13 protein-coding genes are annotated in these 17,146 nt (G+C 47.1%); 11 read left to right on the top strand and 2 right to left on the bottom strand.

What is annotated here, in order from left to right:
• Positions 1-34: 34 nt before the first annotated feature.
• The 9 genes from D3H65_RS03730 (at position 35) to D3H65_RS03770 (ending at position 11,843) form a co-directional block, all read left to right on the top strand.
• Positions 35-1,261, top strand: a complete 1,227-nt coding sequence (locus D3H65_RS03730) for a hypothetical protein (RefSeq protein WP_119048972.1) — start codon at positions 35-37, stop codon at positions 1,259-1,261.
• 165 nt (positions 1,262-1,426) lie between these two features.
• On the top strand, positions 1,427-4,588 hold the full coding sequence (locus D3H65_RS03735) for a SusC/RagA family TonB-linked outer membrane protein (protein WP_119048973.1): 3,162 nt from the start codon (positions 1,427-1,429) through the stop codon (positions 4,586-4,588).
• A gap of 12 nt (positions 4,589-4,600) precedes the next feature.
• Positions 4,601-6,496, top strand: coding sequence for a RagB/SusD family nutrient uptake outer membrane protein (locus D3H65_RS03740; protein ID WP_119048974.1), 1,896 nt, complete (start codon positions 4,601-4,603; stop codon positions 6,494-6,496).
• Positions 6,497-6,602: 106 nt separating this feature from the next.
• On the top strand, positions 6,603-7,286 hold the full coding sequence (locus tag D3H65_RS03745; protein WP_119048975.1) for a DUF3823 domain-containing protein: 684 nt from the start codon (positions 6,603-6,605) through the stop codon (positions 7,284-7,286).
• A 117-nt stretch (positions 7,287-7,403) separates the two neighbouring features.
• The gene (locus tag D3H65_RS03750; RefSeq protein WP_119048976.1) at positions 7,404-8,738 is read left to right on the top strand and encodes a glycoside hydrolase family 71/99-like protein; all 1,335 of its coding nucleotides are present in this window, start codon (positions 7,404-7,406) and stop codon (positions 8,736-8,738) included.
• 199 nt (positions 8,739-8,937) lie between these two features.
• Positions 8,938-10,212: a glycoside hydrolase family 71/99-like protein gene (locus D3H65_RS03755; RefSeq protein ID WP_119048977.1), complete on the top strand. Its 1,275-nt coding sequence runs from the start codon at positions 8,938-8,940 to the stop codon at positions 10,210-10,212.
• 263 nt (positions 10,213-10,475) lie between these two features.
• On the top strand, positions 10,476-10,949 hold the full coding sequence (locus tag D3H65_RS03760) for a hypothetical protein (RefSeq protein WP_119048978.1): 474 nt from the start codon (positions 10,476-10,478) through the stop codon (positions 10,947-10,949).
• Positions 10,950-10,961: 12 nt separating this feature from the next.
• Positions 10,962-11,288 carry a hypothetical protein gene (locus tag D3H65_RS03765; protein WP_119048979.1) on the top strand — a complete coding sequence of 109 codons (327 nt, stop codon included), beginning with the start codon at positions 10,962-10,964 and terminating at the stop codon, positions 11,286-11,288.
• Between the two features lie 57 nt (positions 11,289-11,345).
• Positions 11,346-11,843: a DUF6496 domain-containing protein gene (locus D3H65_RS03770; protein WP_119048980.1), complete on the top strand. Its 498-nt coding sequence runs from the start codon at positions 11,346-11,348 to the stop codon at positions 11,841-11,843.
• A gap of 58 nt (positions 11,844-11,901) precedes the next feature.
• Here the strand turns inward: D3H65_RS03770 and D3H65_RS03775 are convergent, their stop codons facing one another.
• A complete protein-coding gene (locus D3H65_RS03775; protein ID WP_119048981.1) occupies positions 11,902-12,540 on the bottom strand; it encodes a VOC family protein in 639 nt (212 codons plus the stop codon).
• Positions 12,541-12,704: 164 nt separating this feature from the next.
• On the opposite strand from D3H65_RS03775, the gene D3H65_RS03780 reads away from it, so the two are divergent.
• Positions 12,705-13,463, top strand: a complete 759-nt coding sequence (locus D3H65_RS03780; protein ID WP_119048982.1) for a DUF4272 domain-containing protein — start codon at positions 12,705-12,707, stop codon at positions 13,461-13,463.
• 10 nt (positions 13,464-13,473) lie between these two features.
• Here D3H65_RS03780 and D3H65_RS03785 read toward each other — a convergent pair whose 3' ends face one another.
• Positions 13,474-15,942, bottom strand: coding sequence for an ABC transporter permease (locus D3H65_RS03785; RefSeq protein WP_119048983.1), 2,469 nt, complete (start codon positions 15,940-15,942; stop codon positions 13,474-13,476).
• Between the two features lie 248 nt (positions 15,943-16,190).
• Between D3H65_RS03785 and D3H65_RS03790 the strand changes: the two genes are divergently transcribed.
• Positions 16,191-16,982 carry an MBL fold metallo-hydrolase gene (locus D3H65_RS03790; protein ID WP_119048984.1) on the top strand — a complete coding sequence of 264 codons (792 nt, stop codon included), beginning with the start codon at positions 16,191-16,193 and terminating at the stop codon, positions 16,980-16,982.
• The last annotated feature ends 164 nt before the right edge of the window (positions 16,983-17,146 follow it).

Here is a 17,146-nt window from a genome sequence, read left to right on the forward strand (position 1 = left end):
AAGAAGGAATGACAACTTTTTTAACGATGCCATTATGAAATACGCTGTATTGCTATTGCTGTTGATGTCTGCTATTGGTGCCGGTGCTTTTGCACAGGGCAAAAGTATCCGGGAATTCCAGGTACTTCCTAAAAATGATGCTGCTACCAATGGGGCCAATCTTCAAAAAGCCATTGACTGGGCTTCTGCCAGCGGCGCTGCCTTATATGTAGAGCCGTCCGAGGAACCTTACACCATTGCCAGTGGTATCATCTTAAAGAAAAACGTATCGCTTATTGGCGTACATGGCCCCACACCGCGGGGCACCCGGCATGCCACCAAAAAACAACCGGTGGGTAGTGTATTTAAAATAATAGATGACAAGAACCCATTCATTACAGTCGAGTCGGCCACACAGATCAGGGGTATCCAGTTCTGGTATGCCAACCAGGAGTTGAAAGACTCTGCTAAGATCATTAAGTACCCGCCTACGATACAGGTGAGCAAAACCTCCAAAACAGAAGGGGTAACGCTTACCAACCTTACTTTCTACGGCGAGTATATGGCCATGGATTTTAATGCCAGCCGGAGAATGGCCTGCGAGCTGATCCTTATTGAACATTGCTATGGGTATCCGTTGAGTGGCGAGTTTATCCGGATCAACTATTGTTATGATATACCCCGTTTCCTCCATTGCCACGTGAATCCTTCCAATATGCGGCAGATCGGATTTGGCTTTTCCAAAGCGATCATTGATAAGGTGGTCAGCAGCAAGACCTATGCTTATGCCATCAACAATACGGACAATGCCCAGCTGATGGACCTGTTCACCTTTGCCACCTGGGGCGGTATTTACCTGGGCGCAGAAAGCTATGGGCAGCTGACGAATTTTAACCTGGATTGTGTAGCTGTGGGCCTCTATAAAGGTGGTTCCAATAGCAAGAACCGCAACTGGCAGATCGCGCAGGGCTCCATCATTGCCAATGCCGGCACAACGCTGGATGAGATCCATCCCATTATTATTGAAGGAAAAGGACATACCGCCATCACCAACGTAGAGGCATTCTCCGGTGGTAATGGCGCATTAACGAACCTGGAAAAGTCATTTGATTTTATGCAGGTATTGGGTACGGAAAGACTCACCGTATCCCTGGTAGGCTGCCGCATGCGCAATTATGTGACCGACCTGCCCATCACCATTAAAAACCCCGCTGCTGTGGTACAAGCCGTAGCCTGTATTGATAAAGAAGAAAAACTGTACAACGCAACCTTGGGAAACTAATAAACCAATTTTAACACCAAAACGATGCTATCCATGTACTATGCCACCTTTTACCCGCCATGACATTTACTGATCAGCGGCTCAGGGTGAGCCGCCCTTCGAGGGCGACCCACCCTAAACCGCCTACGGTATCAAACTTCACTTATCTAAACAATTAACTGATTTATGAAAAGATTGTATTACATATTATTCCTGGCATGTGCTTTCCCCTTTTTAGCTGTGGCACAGCAAAAAGTGATCAGTGGGAAAGTGACGGATGCCAGCCGCACGGCTTTGCCGGGTGTTACTGTTTCTGTGAGAAGCAGTAATGGCAATGCGTCGACCGACGTGTATAAGTCGGCTGCAACCACAGACAGTCAAGGATCTTTTAGCATTACCGTTCCACAAGGAGCTACCGCATTGGTATTTACTTTTGTCGGTAAAAAAGAGGTTGTTGAAACCATTGGTACACGTACGGTTATGAATGTAACCATGACTGATGGTGACGACCAGCTATCAGATGTAGTGGTAATAGGTTATGGAACCCGGAAAAAGGAAACGCTTACGGGTTCTGTAAGCAATATCTCCAATAAGGATATCCAAACAACTACCAGCGTAAGCCTGGCGCAAAAGCTACAGGGTAAAGTGGCTGGTTTGCAGATACGGCAGCTGAGTGGTGAGCCCGGTACATTTGAGAACATGATCAATATCCGTGGTTTTGGAGCTCCTTTGTATGTTATCGATGGTATCGTACGGGACGGCTCTTCTGAGTTCCAGAGACTTAATGCCGATGATATTGAGAGTGTATCTTTTCTGAAAGATGCCTCTGCCGCTATTTATGGCTTTGGTTCTTCCAATGGTGTGGTGATCGTTACTACCAAGAAAGGCGCCCGGGGTAAGGCTTCCTTTAATTACACCGGTGTGGTAGGATTTTCACAGCCTACCGATGTGCCCCGCATGGCCAATGCCTCCGAATGGATGCAGATGCGCAATGAGGCCAACCTGAATATGTATACCAGTCCAACCCCTTTCATCACCAAGGAAGAGTTGCAAAAATGGATCGATGGTGCGCCCGGTTATGAAAGTACGGACTGGTATGATGCGGCCCTCAAAAAGACCTCCATCACACAACAGCATAACCTGAGTGCTTCCGGTGGCAACGAAAAAACACAATATTATATCGGTCTGGCCTATGTAGATGAAGGCAGCTACCTGCGCAGCAATGACATGAATTACAAGCGCTACAACTTCCGCTCCAATATCACAACGGAACTGGCCAAGAACCTGAAAGCAGAAGTGCTGATCGGTGGCCGTTACGATATCAGGACAACACCCGGTGAAAACTTCTTCAATATCTTCAAGGGCACACGGGTAACCCTGCCTACGGAGAAGCCTTATGCCAATGGCAACCCACTGTATCCTGCGATGGTAACACCGTCTACGCAGAACCCCCTGGCCTTATCTGACAGGAGTATTACCGGGTACAGTGAAACGGTAAACAGGGGAGTACAATCTACCTTCTCATTGACCTATGATGTACCATTCGTGAAAGGACTTACGTTGAAAGGCACAGCGGCTTATGACCTCAACAGCTACCAGGGTAAGGATGTATCCAAACCTTATACCTTGTACACGTATGTAAATGGTGATTATGTACCCTCTCCCCAGCGGGTAGGTACGGGTGGTATTTCCAATGGCTATGGCAACAGCAACCGATTTGTGGTGATTGGCCAGGCCAACTATGCCACTACCATTGCCAACCACCATAACGTGGCCCTCCTGGGCGCCTTTGAACAAAGGCAGGACTGGAGCCGTAACGCCGACCTGAGAAGGATCTATGATTTCTATACGATCGACCAGATCAACGCAGCCAGTGGTAATGGTATGACCAATGGCGGCGGAGAAGGACAATCCGCTTCTCAGGCGGTACTGGGTCGTTTCAACTACGATTACGATAAAAAGTATTTGCTCGAACTGGCATTCCGTTACATGGGTACTTATGCTTATCCTCCCGATACTCGCTGGGGTTTCTTCCCCATCATTTCCGGTGGCTGGAGGATTTCTGAAGAGAACTTCATGAAAAATATACCGGTTATCTCCAACCTTAAATTACGTGCTTCTTATGGTCGTGTGGGTGAGCAGGCTGGCGGTCCCTTCCAGTGGATCCAGGGCTTTTCGCTGAGCGGTGGCGGTCAATATGAGTTTACCAACGGAAGCCTGACCACTGGTGCGCAGGCGCCCGGACTGGTGAACCCTTCACTGACCTGGGTTACTGCCAAGACAGCTGATATTGGTATTGAAGTTGGTTTGTGGAATAATAAGCTGACCCTGGAAGCAGCTGTTTACCGCAGAGACAGGCTTGGTATTCCTGCCCGCAAAAATGTGTCCCTGCCCAATACCTTTGGCGCTTCCCTGCCTGAGGAGAACCTTAACAGTGACCGTACGCAAGGTATAGAGTTTACCATTGGTTACAACGACAGGATTGGAAAGGACTTCCGTTTTAATGTGTCCGGCAACTTCAATTTTGCCCGTTCACAAAACCTCTATGTTGAAAGAGGGCCCTTCCAAAGCAGCTGGGACAAATGGAAAAACGGAACAGCATACCGCTACGATGATATCATCTGGTCCTATACTTACCTGGGCCAATTCCAGAACATGGATGAAATTGCCAACTATCCCATTCAGGGCGGTGATAATGCCAATACGCGTGAGTTGCCCGGCGACTTCAAATATTCCGATATCAACAACGATGGTATGATCGACGACAAGGATATGTTGCCCATGTACCTCGGCGCCAACGGTACCAATGATAACCAAAACCCAAGGGGTAAAAATCCCAAGATCAACTACGGTCTTACGCTCAATGCTTCTTACAAAGGATTTGACATCAATTTACTATTGCAGGGTTCTGCTATGTACACCGTTCGTTTCAGCGAAGTATATGCTGAAGTACTGGCCTTCCGTGGTAATACGCCTGCCTATTTCTTCGACAGGTGGCATAGAGCGGATCCCTATAATCCAAAGAGTGATTGGATACCCGGTAAATGGCCCGCTACCCGGTTCAATGGTGATGTAGGCGCTATGTACAGAGAGAGTTCTGTATGGCGTAAAGATGCCTCTTATGTGCGTTTGAAAAGCGTGGAACTGGGTTATACGTTCGAGAACAAATTGTTCTCCGGTAGCGGTATCAAAAAACTACGTGTATTTGTAAGCGGCTTTAACCTGCTCACCATTGCCGATCCTTTTGTAAAAGCTTTCGATCCGGAAAGACTGGAAGGTTTGTTCAATGCAGGGTTCAACTACCCGCTTTCCAAAATATATAACGTAGGTCTCAATCTTAACTTCTAAAAAGAGCTTGCTATGAAATTGAATCATATAAAATATATCGTATTGGCAGCAGGTCTCTCGTTTGCTGGTTGTAAGCGGGTACTGGATCTGCAACCTACTGATAAAGTGACGGCAGATGCCATCTTTGGCGATCCTGCCGGTGTAAAGATCTATATGGCCAATCTTTACTACCAGTTGCCCATTGAAGATTTTGCTTTCTTCCGTGCCGGTTTTAATCAAAATGGCGGTGATCCCAACAATGGTGGTTTCAGCCCTGCCATGGAAACCGATGAGGCCGTGCATACAGAGTTTGGTGATTTTGTGGGCGATGGTGATTTCCATTGGTGGGATCAGGGCTACAAACTCATCCGCGATGTGAACCTCCTCATCGATTATATTCCTACCCTCAAGATCCGGGATGATGAAAGGGCGGCGTTGAAAGGTGAGAGCGCCTTTATTAAGGCCTTTGCTTATTTCGCACTGGTAAAAAGGTATGGCGGTGTGCCCCTGATGAAAAAATCACAGGTGTACACGGGTGATGCTGAAGCGCTGAAAGTGCCCCGCAGCACAGAAAAAGAAACCTGGGATTATGTAATGGAGTTGTGCGATGAGGCCATTGCCAACCTCGCTGCTACCAAAGGAAGCCGTCGTGCCTCCAAATATGCCGCTTACGCATTGAAGAGCCGTGCGGCGCTGCATGCTGCCTCCCTCGCTAAGTTTGGCAACCGCATCACCCTTACAGGCCCTGCAGTGGACCAGAAACTGGTAGGTCTGGATGCTTCCGCAGCCAATGGCTATTACAAATTGGCGATCGATGCCTCTGCAGCTATCATTTCCAGTAACCAGCTTAGTTTGTATAAACCCAATCCTACTGATCCTGCACAGGCAGCGGAGAATTATCGCGAGTTGTTCCAGGATCCCAATGTAGCCAATGACAACGAAGCCATCCTGATCAAAGGTTATTCATTGCCCGGTAATAACCTGGGGCATAATTATGATATCTGGTACCAGCCTGCACAGGTGGCCAATGGCTGGCCTCACCCCGGTCGTATGAATCCTACACTCGACCTGGCCGATGTGTATGAAAGTTATACGGCACCCGGTGCATCTGCTCCCATTGTAACCCGTACGGATGGTAATGTAACGGACTATAATGGTTTTAACAGTGGCACCAGCTATTTACAATTCGATACACCGAATGATATCTTCAAGAACAAAGATGCACGCCTGTGGGCAACAGCTATCCTGCCCAGCACCAACTGGAAGAACATTTCCATCATTATCCAGGCAGGTTTTGTAAAACCCGATGGTAATGCGGTGATCCGTACCAAAGACCAGATCACGGTAAGCGGCACTACTTATTATAGCTACGGTGCTCCTGATGTGACGATGTACTCTGGTTTTGACACCTATGGCGGCAATAATACCCGCACTGGTTTCTCCTTCAAAAAATTCATGAACCAGACCAAGCCTATCGAGGCAGGCTGGAACCGCAGCACCAGCGATTGGGTAGAGTTTCGGTATGCCGAAGTATTGCTCAACTATGCCGAAGCTGTTATTGAAAGTGGCCAGGGTGATGCTGTGCTGGCCGCCAAAGTGCTGAATGATATCCGCCACCGCGCAGGTCATACCACCAATATTCCTTTGACTGCCGACAATGTGCAAAGAGAAAGAAGGGTAGAGCTGGCTTTTGAGAACAAAAGGCTGTGGGACCTGATACGCAGAAGAGAATTCCACACCGAGTTCAACAACCGGTTTTTGCACTCTTTACTGCCGCTGCAGGACCTGCGTGCATTACCTGCCAAAAAGTACATTTTCGTACGGGTGAATGTGCCTAACTCCGGTTCCAAAACATTCCAGCCCAAGAGCTACTACCGGTATGTGCCGGGTATTGGTTCCAATGGACTGGTACAGAATCCGCAGTATTAGGAAGAAAGCTGCGAGCTATGAGCTACGAGCTGAATACAGGCCCGGAAGCTGAGCCTAAGGGAGGTAAGAACTAACCCCCGATTTTTAAAAGTTAATAAACTTCGTTATGAATAAGTTTCGATTAATACTTTTTTTATCCGTCATAGCCCTGGCATCCTGTAAAAAGGATAACTATGATGGCCCCACTGCCGGGCTTTCCGGTAATTTCTTTGATGCTACTACCCACGAACTGGTGCAGATGGACATTATCCGTGGTACACAGATCGAGTTCATTGAGCATGGATATGCCAATCCAGCCACGCAAACCATGATCATCAAGAATGATGGCACTTACGCCAACACCCTGATGTTTGCCAATACGTATACCATCAAGATACGGGAGCCGAATTTCATTCCTGTTCCTGAGCAGGAAGTGGTAATAAACGGACAAACCAAACTTGATTTCCAGGTTACCCCCTATATCCGGGTAAAGGATGTAAGCATTGTAAAGAATGGCACCAAGATCGTAGCTACTTTCAAGCTGCAGCAAAATGTGATCAACAATGTATCGAAGATCGGTCTGTATGCCCATTCCGATTCAAGGGTAGGTGAGCCGATGCGTGTAGTAGCTAAAGAGCAATCCATTGGCGCCGTTACCAATCCGGCCACCGTGTACACATTGGAAATAGATATTCCTGCTTATCCCAACGAGCTGAAAGCAGGTAACAATTATTATTTCAGGGTGGGCGCCTTCATTGACATTGGCGGCACCAAGCCTAATTATGCACCAGCTGTAAAGCTGACAATATAGTTCCCGTATCCTGATAACCATCGGGTCGGGTGACCATTGCTGAAACGAGGGGTGCAGTCCGAGGCAGTAGGGCTGTGCCCTGGTTTTCAGCATCCGGAACACTTAAAACATTGTACTATGAGAAAAATAACAAGGCTCCTGGCATTGTCAGCTTGTCTGGCGATCATCAGCTGCTCCAAAAAAGGTGGGGGAGGGAACAATCCTCCCGATCCTCCGGATCCGCCGCCGGTAACGGAAGTTGTATATGATGAAACAGGGTGTTTGTATACCTCCTATAATAAACTGGTGATGGCTGGCTACCAGGGATGGTTTGCCGCACAGGGTGATGCCTCCGAACGTGGCTGGTACCATTACCAAAACGGTAATTGCGGTGGCTTTATGCCTGGCTGTTCGGCTGTGGATTTCTGGCCCGATATGACCGAGTATACCAAATCGTATAAGTCGCCATTTAAGTTCCCCAATGGGAATGATGCGTACCTGTACAGTCCTTATGATGAGGAAACGGTAGACCTGCACTTTAAATGGATGAAGGATTACGGCATTGACGGGGTGTTTATGCAGCGTTTTGTAGGAGAAATAAAACCAACGAATGCAAAGGGCAAAAGGCATTTCAACAAAGTATTGGAAAATGCCCTGAAGGCTGCAAAGAAATATGGTCGTGCCATTTGTGTGATGTACGACCTCAGCGGTTGTAGTCCGGCAGATGTTGCTTACCTGGAGCAGGACTGGAATGAATTGCAGTCATTGTTCAATCTGTTTAGCAATACAGCCAATCCAACTTACCTGCGTCACAATAAGAAACCCCTGGTGGTCATATGGGGCGTAGGATTTAATGACAACAGGCAATACACAACGGCTGATGTAGACAAGGTGGTAGATAAGATCAAGGGCCCCACCAAAAAAGTATCCGTGATGCTGGGCGTGCCTTATTTCTGGCGCACCCTGAAGAACGACACAGAAGCTTCACCTGCCCTGCACACCCTCATTAAGAAATGTGATATCGTGATGCCCTGGGCTGTGGGAAGGTATGGCAATGACAACTACAACAATGTGGCTGGTGGCGAACTGGCAGGGGATATACAATGGTGTACGACCAACAGTATTACCTATGTACCGCTGGTTTTTCCCGGATTTAGCTGGGGCAACCTGCGCATGGATGCCGCCCAGTACAACTCTATTCCCCGCTTTAAAGGAGATTTCCTATGGAAACAGGTGGCAGGGGCCAAAATCTCCGGCGCACAAAGCCTGTATGTGGCCATGTTTGATGAGATTGATGAAGGCACAGCCATCTTTAAATGTGCCCGTGAAGCCGACCTGCCTTTGCACGGCAGCAGAAAGTTTATTGGCATAGACAACGACCTCGCTTCAGATTATTATTTATGGCTTACAGGCCAGGCTGGCAAGTGGTTCCATGGTGACAATGGATTTTCTGCCACCAAACCTGTACGCTGAACCTTTTCCATAATGCAAGTGAACATTCCAACCCCGGTTTGTTTTTACAGACCGGGCTTGAATGTTATTTGAAGAGAAGACAGGAAGACGGGAAGACCGGAAGTCCGGAAGGAAAACGGCTACGCCACTAATGTATTACTTACCGACTTTCGGACTTTACTGACTTTCGGACTATTCCATTAAAAACTCATTCATAAATATGAAAACTACGCCTGGTATTTTCCTGATCGGCTTAATGTTGACGACCTTTTCTCTTCACGCCCAGTTCAAACACAGCAAAGAAACAAAATACCCTTCCTATAGAGGGCTGATGATGGCAGGCTACCAGGGATGGTTCCGTGCCCAGGGCGATGGTACCAATGCCCGGCGTTTTGCCTATGGCAATGAAGAACGCAGTGGTATTGACATGTGGCCCGATGTTACCGAATATGAAAAGACGTATGAAACGCCCTGGAAACTGCCCGACGGCAAGCCGGCCCGGTTTTTCAGCAGTAACGATAAAAGTACGGTAGACCTTCATTTCAAGTGGATGCAGCAATATGGCGTGGATGGGGTGTTCATGCAACGTTTCTTTGGCAATGCCAAGGGGCGTGATAGCGTATCGGGCACCATCCTCAGGAATGCCTTTGAAGCCGCTTCCAAATACGGCAGGGCCATTGCTGTAATGTATGATCTTTCCGGTTTGCGGGGTTCTAATGAAGACTGTTCAGCCCTCATTGAGGATTGGAAATACCTGGTGGATAAACTGAAGGTCACTAACCAGGCTGGTCAGAAGACTTACCTGCACCATAATGGCAAACCGCTGGTGGCTATTTGGGGCGTTGGTTTCCCTGACAGGCCTTATAATATCCGGAATATTGGGTTGGAGAAATTGATCGACTTCCTCAAGAATGACCCGGTATACGGTGGTTGTGCCGTAATGCTGGGTGTGCCTGCCTTTTGGCGTGAACTGAATGCAGACTGTCTGCCTGATCCTTACCTGCATACGCTGATCAAACAATGTGATATTGTATTGCCCTGGACGGTACAGCGCTACAGTCCGCTTTTGCACAATGATATGGACCGTTTTCGTGATAATACCATAGCTGATATAGAATGGTGCAGGAAGAATCATATAGATTATGTACCCTGTGTATATCCCGGCTTCAGCTGGCACAACCTGAGCCGCTATGAGTTTCCGGATGATGTAAAACCTGTGGGCTCCATTCCCCGCCAGGGAGGCCGTTTTTACTGGCAGCAGATCAGTACGGCTATCAATGCTGGTGCTTCCATGTTGTATGTGGCTATGTTTGATGAGGTGAACGAGGCAACTGCCATCTTTAAAGTAACTGATACGCCCCCCATGAGTACCGTCACTTCTTTTATCAATAATGACGGCAAGCCTTCGGATCACTACTTGTGGCTGACGGGCGAGGCCGGGAAGATGTTGCGCAACGAAAAACCGCTTACGCTGAAGATGCCGGAGCGGAAGTAGGGGAGAGATGATTGAAGTATATAGATTGTTTCTATTTGTAGATATTATTTAAAGACTAATGCGTGTTGTAGGCAATCCGTGTGTATCAATTTAAGTAATAATCCTATTTTACTGTTTAACCCTGATACGGGAGGTTTTTAAAGCCTCCCATTTTTGTTCGGTAAAAAAGGTGTTTATACGGTTTGAGGCTTGCTGGTTTAATGATAAATTGGCAGTAAACTAATACAGTGTATACCTATTTCCTTTTTCAGTCAAATAACCAAATGAGCTCTTACGAGATTGTATCAACTCTGTTAGCGATTTTGGCCATCATCGTCAGTCTCTTTGCGTTATATGCCGCTAAAAAGGCCAATCAGTTGGCGAAAGAGGCCAACGACTTGACAGAAAAAAATGCATTGGACGAAAAAGAACAATTTAAGAAGGCGAATACCTTTTCCATGTATGCGGCGGTCGGTGCCTGGCCAGGAATCAATATGAGCAGTCCGGTAGGGCCTGATGTAACCAAGGTTGCCAACCTGATGGACCATGTTGCCACGATCTGGATGGAGAATAGTGTTGACAAAAAGACGATCCTGGAAAGCGTTTGGCTGCAATATAAAACGGCCTATGAACAATTTAATGGCGTGTCTGCTGTCATACCAGGATATCAGCAATCCGGAAGAACCTTTGATAGCTTATTATCGCCTAAGATAAGGGAAGCCTATGAGCAGATGAAACAAGGCAACGTTCACGTTTAATAACATTAATATATGAAACCGCAAATGCAGCAACAACAAAATATGATTGACCAGATACTGGAGATGCAGGAGTTCATTAAACCAGGCGTCAAAAAGAATCCTTACGGCGATTTGTTTGGCAAGGACGAGAATCCTCAGAAACTGGTCTTTAATAATGAAAGGAAGGATGAAATAAAATTGGATGAACTAATGCCCGGGTATGAAAAGAAGATTGAATTTGGAGATAAGTTTCATAATATCCGTGTATCAGTAGATGGCGACTCTATCTATGTATTTATTGTGGAAGGTGCACCCGGTGAACAATGTATTTGTTGCCATGGATCAGGCCGTAAACCGTAGTGTAACAGTATATTCTGCGGGCATGCCAATTGCAGCAAATACTCCAAATATGCTGTTATGCCAGACAAAAAAGTGATTGAACGCGCCCGGCGCGATAAGAAACAAGGCAAATCCGCTTCTACCCAGGCAGGCGAGTTTGTGAAAGATGAAATCGATAAGATCCGCAAGGGCGATCATGGCGCCAGATCAGCCAAACAGGCCATTGCCATCGGTTTATCGGAAGCCCGTCGTGCAGGAGTTGACCTGAAGCCGCCTAAAAAAGGTACTGTCTCTGAGAAAACGCGTAAGAGTGCAGCAAGTGCCTATGAAAAAGGGCAGCGGCACGAACCTGTTTCCAGAAAGCGGTCAAGGGCCAGCAAGAAAGCATTAAAACGGGAAGGGCATGCAGCGGCTTCTCACAAAGCCCTTTCCGAACAAGCCCGTACAGCAGCCAAAAAACGGGGCGCTTCGGCAAGGTCTGCAGCAGCTAAGAAAGCTGTCAGAACAAAAGGACCACGTAAACGCTCCGCAGCAGCTAAGAAAGGGGCACGCACAAGAGCGCGCCGTAAAACGTAGAGCAATCATCGAGGAATACTATGTAAAGAGTGGCTCAGGGGGAGAAATAAGCAATCTTTTATTCTTCAAACCGATAACTGGCATGGGTATCATAATCAATGCCATGTTTCTTTTTCAGCTCCTGAATGTATTGGTGTGTTTTCTTTGTGTGTGGACTTGCTACGCCCACATCATTGCCCACTACTTCAAAGGTGTGGAGAAGCGTTTCTTCCAGGCAGCTGTCAATGCTCATGCCTTTGTGTTCAGCGAGGTCTTTAAGTAAGGCCGCCAGTCGCTTCTCCAGTCGTACCGGCATATCCACCCGCTCTATTTTGATGGGAGGACCTATAGGCGGTATATAGTGTCCGAAGGATAGCTCGTTGCCCCAGGGATCTTTCACACGGTAATCATGCAATTCATAATCCCGGTCATCCGGCGTAACTACTACCTCCACGCCATTGCTGCGTTGAAATTCAAACAGCGCATCTGCATCACCCACTACAAAATACACATAGTTGCCCTTGGGTTCACCCTTGTACAGGTGTATGGAAACTGATCCCAGGTTCATACCCGCCATCTCCGGTGGATCGCCCCAGGTAAAGCCATGGGCAAAGCCCAGTTTGTTGGTATAAAAGTCGACCGCTGCAGGAATATCACTAACCAGTAAGAGGGGATGGAGCCGGTCGCAGTCAATGTTGGGAGGTGTTTGATCAGGCATAATATCCCTTTTTTTGAAAGTTAAGTAAAACCTATCTTCTGTGCAGGGATTTTATGTATTCTACCATTTCATCGTGATAACATGCCGTCGCCGGACTGGTATAGGGTTGCAATTGATCCCTACAGTATGTATATTTAGCCATCCTAACCAAGTAATGACCACCCATGATGAATAAAATAATTATTGCATTTTTAGTCGTTGCGGCTTGTGGCTGTAACAGCGGTAATACCAGTAAAACTATCAAAGTGACCAAACCCGTAGAGCATATTACTGCCACGAATGACCAGCAGGATAGAAGAAATAAGTCGGAAGCCTATTGTAAACAACACAATATCCCCGTGTATAGCAATCCTAACGCCTTGTTTGTGGACCCGGAGAGCGAAGTGGTTATCAGAACAAAGGATGAAGTAGTAGACCGGGCACTGGCGCTTTGCTATATAGGTGTAAAAAGTGAGGGGCTGGAACAGGAGTTCTTAGATAAATTTGACAAAGCATTTAATATCTCTTCCAAACTATCTCCGAAAGAAAAGGCGTACGCAACCGCAGCTCACCCTACAGAACAGCAGAAGATCGACGCCAACTGGCGATATGAAGGCTTGCATGTCATGTTATGGGCGCTGGGATATATTGATTCATTGAGCTATCCAAATCAGGTGTGTAATGTAGCCAATGACGTAAAGATCATCAATAACCTAAAAAATGAAGGATTCAGGCAGCAGGCTAAGCTTAGAAGCAAGCAGGAAATACTTGACCAGGCCGATCTGATACTAAGGCTCCATTGGGCCTGTGTAAGCGCCCGGCTTGATAATAAACCTTCTCCGGGTGGTTTGGACAACAGTGTGGTGGTGGAGCGACATTATGCGCTCAACTGGCTTATTAAATACATGAACCAGGCCTGGGATGATATAGAGACCAACACGTAAAGCTTTTTACTCATTCTGCTCTCAGGCTTTTCACCGGGTTAGTAATAGCTGCCTTGATGGCCTGGGAGCTCACCGTTGCCAGTGCAATCAAAGAGGCGATTGATCCTGCCGCCACAAATACCCACCAGCCTATAGTGATACGGTAAGCAAAAGCATGTAGCCAGGTATTCATAATAAACCAGGTTACCGGGATAGCTATCACAATAGCGATCAATACCAGTTTCAGAAAATCCCTGGAGAGCATAGTGGTAATATCTGTTACAGAAGCACCCAGTATCTTACGGATGCCGATCTCTTTGATACGCTGACTGGCGGTATAGGCCGAGAGTCCCAAAAGCCCAAGGCATCCGATAACAATGCCCAGGATGGCAAACGTAGTAAACAACTTTCCAAACTTCCGTTCATTGGAATATTGTTGATTGAAATATTCATCCAGGAAAAAATAATCAAAAGGATTCCCGGCAAAGGCTGTTGTCCAAGCCTTACGTACAGATGCGATGGTCTGCGCCAGGTTTTCCATCCGGATACGGACAGAATACATTTCTCCACCGTACTTCGAAAAGCCAAATAGCCCGGGAGCAATTGTTTGTTTCAGTGAAACCTGGTGGTAATCATTGACTACACCTACAACTGTTTTGGGTACATCATCAAAGGCGGGTATGCTAACTACTGTTCCCACAATCTCCGCAGGTTCTTTGAATCCCAGCAACCGGGCTGTTGATTCCGTAACAATAACTGCATTATCTTCCTCTCCCGGAAATTCAGGTGAAAAGTTCCGGCCCGCTATCAGCTTCATTTTAAAGGTGGCCAGGAAATCATAATCCATACTATTGGCGCGTATCACCACCGAGTCCCTGCCTGTTGACCCCATTCTTTTTACCAGGGCTTTGAACTCCCGTTGCTTGCCCGGTATCGTTAGTGATGCGGTAATTCCTGTTACGGCAGGTATTTTCTTCAACTCGGCCCGGAATACATCTATAGACCGGTTATAAGCTTCCGTGTTATCGGGAGCGATAGCAGGCCGCTCCATGACCATCACCTGGTCAATGTTCATACCCAGGTCGAGGTGCATCATATAATTCAATTGGCGGTAAATAATGAGCGTTCCGCCTATCAGTACAACAGAGGCTGCAAATTGTGTTACTACCAGCCCTTGCCGCAATAAAATGCCCCGGCGGCTGTGTTGTAACTTGCCTTTGAGTACTGTAATGGGTTTGAAGGAAGAAAGTACCAGCGAAGGATAGAGGCCCGACAGCAGTGAACCAACTGTCCATAATAGCAAGAGGGTGACCCAAAACCAGGATTGGTACAACGACGTATAGGTGAAAGTAATCCCTGTCAGGGTATTGAAATAAGGTAGCGCGATCATGACGAGGAATAAGGATGTTACCACCGCGCATAAATTCACCAGCGCGGCTTCCACTAAAAACTGCCTGATCAGTTGGCCCTTTACTGCACCCACTACTTTTCGTACGCCTACCTCTTTGGCCCGCTCCACCGAGCGCGCAGTAGCGAGATTAATATAATTGATCCACGCGATGACGAGGATAAAAAGACCAATGGCGGACATAAACAGTACAGTGCGTTCACTTCCGTTTTCTGAAGGTTCTTCTGCCAAGGCCGATTGGAGGTGAATGTCGGCTAAAGGCTGCAATCCTAGCACTTCCTTTCGCCCCGACTGTTTAAGGCCCGGCTCATATTTGTCTACTATGGCCGGCAAACGGGCCTCCATGGCCCGGACATCCGTACCGGGAGCTAAACGGACAAACGTATACATGTCATTACGGTTCCAGCCATTATCATAACGCCCAGGGGCTTCACTGCCGCGCCCCAATAAAGTGGCATAAGAGAACAACACATCAAATTTCAAATGGGTATTTTCCGGCAGGTCTTTGAATACACCGGTTACCTGTGCCGGTTCGTTATTCAGATCATCATCCTGCAGCAATAGAGTTTTCCCGATGGGATCTTCCTGTTTAAAATACAAGGCCGCATATTTTTCAGAGATCACTGCTGTCAGTGGTCTTGCCAGTGCTGTACGGGCATCGCCTTTCACCATGGCATAGCCCATCATAGGGAGGAAAGCAGAATCCGCGTATAAAAAATGCTTTTGCTTAAAGGCAACAGGTTCAGGGCGGGCTTCTTTATTTGTAATGATCACATTGTTCTTGTAGCCTACATTATACAACCGGGCATAACTCACCACGCCCGGTAATTCATTTTTGAGCGCAGGGCCCACACCGGGATAATTCTCGGCAGTAGATAAGACCAGTTCATTATTAAGCCAGGAATCCAGTTTTACCCGGTATATATTTTCTTTACCCGGTATGAAATCCTCATAACTGCGCTCGAATTTTACATACAAGGCAATCAGTAGAAAAACGGCCATGCCAATGCCCAGGCCGATGATATTGAGCAGGGAAAAGAACTTATTCTTCTTAAGGCTTCTGAAAGCTGTTCGTAAAAGATTACTAAACATGGTAGTGATGGTTATTGCAGGGTAGTACCACAATAATACCGATTGTTAAAATACTGATAATCAAAAAGCGGGTGAGGTAGCCCTGTTCAATAATGATACAGCGGGTGTACGTTTTTGTTACAGGAAAAACGGGTTACCAGGCTATTCTGCATAGCCGTCACGTGGAATTGTACAAGTAAAGGCGTTAATTATCCATCGCTGCTGTGCAGGCAGAATACGATTTTTAGGGTATAAATATAGAGATACTCATGAATGTCACCATCACCCATATTGACACGGCCTGCATCCTGCTGGAAATTAACGGCTATCGGATACTCACTGATCCTACGCTCGATAATGCCGGCGGACTTTATTACCATGGCTATGGAGCAGTTTCCCGTAAGACCGACAATCCGGCCATGCCGGTAAGCGGACTGGAAAATATAGACCTTATTTTGCTGAGTCACCACCAGCACAAAGACAACCTGGATAAGGCGGGCAAGGCATTCCTCGAAAGGTCATCCGCCAGGGTACTGTCTACCCCTAAAGCTGCGAAGGAAATGGACCATGTAACGGGGCTCGACAACTGGCAAACGGTGCAAATGGAGACTAGTAAAGTCAGTAACCTGCGGATCACGGCCACGCCCGCCCAACACCATCCCTGGTGGATACCGGAGTTTATATCAGGTACGGTCATAGGTTTTATCATTGAATTTGACGGCCAGGAAAACGGCGTTATATACATTTCAGGCGATACGGTCTATTTCAAAGGAATAGAAGAGGTGGCCAGGAGGTATACGATTGATATTGGCATTTTGCATGCTGGTGGCGTTCAGTTTCGGTATCTGACGGGCCTGGGCAGGTATACCATGGATAGCAAAGACCTGCTGAAATCGGCGAAGGCATTAAATCCGCACCGGATCATTCCCATCCATTACAAAGGTTGGTCACACTTCAAAGAAAAGGAAGCCAGCTTACGCAACTCCATCTTGTCTAGCCCCTTCATCAAAGACAAAACCATCTTCCTGAAACCGGGAGAGCCCCTCACCCTGGAAAACTAATACTCTGCCATTCAGTTTTGCGTTAATTTTAAGAGCGTGGTAAAAGCGTACGCAGGTTGTATCGAAACCGGACAGGTGTGTTCTGTAAAGTGCTTATATCTGATTGATTATTAAATGTATAGAGACGGGCACTGCTTTTGGTTTGAATACTTCAACCATCCTCT

It is taken from the genome of Paraflavitalea soli (assembly GCF_003555545.1).
Classification (GTDB): domain Bacteria; phylum Bacteroidota; class Bacteroidia; order Chitinophagales; family Chitinophagaceae; genus Paraflavitalea; species Paraflavitalea soli.

Coding starts and splice junctions, on each gene's coding strand:
- D3H65_RS03730 (WP_119048972.1), top strand. CDS start 35: ATGAAATACGCTGTATTGCTATTGCTGTTGATGTCTGCTATTGGTGCC.
- D3H65_RS03735 (WP_119048973.1), top strand. CDS start 1,427: ATGAAAAGATTGTATTACATATTATTCCTGGCATGTGCTTTCCCCTTT.
- D3H65_RS03740 (WP_119048974.1), top strand. CDS start 4,601: ATGAAATTGAATCATATAAAATATATCGTATTGGCAGCAGGTCTCTCG.
- D3H65_RS03745 (WP_119048975.1), top strand. CDS start 6,603: ATGAATAAGTTTCGATTAATACTTTTTTTATCCGTCATAGCCCTGGCA.
- D3H65_RS03750 (WP_119048976.1), top strand. CDS start 7,404: ATGAGAAAAATAACAAGGCTCCTGGCATTGTCAGCTTGTCTGGCGATC.
- D3H65_RS03755 (WP_119048977.1), top strand. CDS start 8,938: ATGAAAACTACGCCTGGTATTTTCCTGATCGGCTTAATGTTGACGACC.
- D3H65_RS03760 (WP_119048978.1), top strand. CDS start 10,476: ATGAGCTCTTACGAGATTGTATCAACTCTGTTAGCGATTTTGGCCATC.
- D3H65_RS03765 (WP_119048979.1), top strand. CDS start 10,962: ATGAAACCGCAAATGCAGCAACAACAAAATATGATTGACCAGATACTG.
- D3H65_RS03770 (WP_119048980.1), top strand. CDS start 11,346: ATGCCAGACAAAAAAGTGATTGAACGCGCCCGGCGCGATAAGAAACAA.
- D3H65_RS03775 (WP_119048981.1), bottom strand. CDS start 12,540: ATGCCTGATCAAACACCTCCCAACATTGACTGCGACCGGCTCCATCCC.
- D3H65_RS03780 (WP_119048982.1), top strand. CDS start 12,705: ATGATGAATAAAATAATTATTGCATTTTTAGTCGTTGCGGCTTGTGGC.
- D3H65_RS03785 (WP_119048983.1), bottom strand. CDS start 15,942: ATGTTTAGTAATCTTTTACGAACAGCTTTCAGAAGCCTTAAGAAGAAT.
- D3H65_RS03790 (WP_119048984.1), top strand. CDS start 16,191: ATGAATGTCACCATCACCCATATTGACACGGCCTGCATCCTGCTGGAA.